1 protein-coding gene is annotated in these 1,311 nt (G+C 64.1%); it reads left to right on the top strand.

Annotated features, from left to right (window positions below; genetic code table 11):
* Window positions 1–66: 66 nt before the first annotated feature.
* Window positions 67–1,268 (top strand): IS3 family transposase gene (locus tag FXF52_RS41035; protein WP_148805021.1). Its coding sequence is split into 2 segments (ribosomal slippage): window positions 67–331 and window positions 331–1,268, totalling 1,203 coding nucleotides; the frame shifts between segments, so codons are not numbered across the junction.
* Window positions 1,269–1,311: the final 43 nt, after the last annotated feature.

Raw genomic sequence — 1,311 nt, 5'->3', positions numbered from 1 at the left:
TGAGCCGCCACGGGTTTTCCGGACAGGTGGACCAAGTAGAATTGGTCGATCTGGAGAGGAAAACAGTTGCCACGCGCGAAGAGGACTTTCTCCCCGCAGTTCCGGGAAGAAGCGGTGAAACTGGTGATCGAGACGTCGCGTCCGATCGCCGCGGTCGCCCGTGAGCTCGGCATCGGGGAAGGCACGCTCGGAAATTGGGTCGCCGCGTATCGGCGCGAGCATGCTGGCGACGAGCCGCCGCTGAACGTCAGTGAACGGGAACGGCTGCGGCAACTGGAACGCGAGGCGCGGGAACTACGGATGGAGAACGAGTTCCTGAAAAAAGCCGCAGCGTACTTCGCCAAGGATCATCGGTGAGTGACACGTTCGAGTTCATCGACGCCGAGTACGCCGCCTCATTGTCCACGAACGACCACAGTGGTGCTCCGTCGATCATGCAGATGTGCCGGTGGCTGGACGTGTCCCGGTCCGGTTACTACGAATGGCGTGACCGGCCGGCGTCGGCGACCGCGCGCCGCCGCGACGAGTTGAAGCAGCTGATCCAGCACTCGTTCGACGCCTCCGACGGCACCTACGGCCACCGGCGGGTGCACGCCGACCTGGCCGACTGGGGCGTCGCCTGCGGACCCGAGCTGGTCCGGGCCCTGATGAAGGAGCTTGGCCTGCAGCCCTGCCAGCCCCGGCCGTGGCGGCACAGCCTCACCGTGGCCAGCGACGAGCCGCGCACCATCGGGGACCTGGTGCGCCGCGACTTCACCGCCGACGTGCCCGGGCGGAAGCTTGTCGGTGACGTCACCTACATTCCCACCTGGCAGGGCTGGCTGTTCTTGGCGACGGTGATCGACTGCCACACACGGGAAGTCATCGGCTGGGCAATGGACGACAACTACCGCACCCCGCTCGTCGAATCCGCGATCCAGATGGCCGCCACCAACCACCGGCTCGCCGACGACGTCATATTCCATTCCGACCGGGGCAGCAACTACACCTCCACCGACTTCGGGAAGACGTTGAAGCGGCTGAAGATACGGCAATCGGTTGGCCGGACCGGTATCTGCTACGACAATGCCCTGGCCGAATCGTTCTTCGCGACGCTGAAGAACGAACGCATCCACCGCACCCAGTACCCGACGCGGGAACACGCCCGCAACGACATTGCCAGATACATCGAGCTCCACTATAATTCCCGCAGACGCCACTCAGAACTCGGCTACAAAACCCCACGACAAGTTCGAGACGAGTTCGAGAACCGGCAGCTCGCCGCATGAATTAGCCACAAACGAGCCTGTCCGGAAAACGCGGGGCGGCCCA

This window comes from Micromonospora sp. MP36 (assembly GCF_008119785.1).
Classification (GTDB): domain Bacteria; phylum Actinomycetota; class Actinomycetes; order Mycobacteriales; family Micromonosporaceae; genus Micromonospora.
Note: the sequence above shows the minus strand (reverse complement) of the source record. Positions and strands in the feature narration are given on the sequence as shown.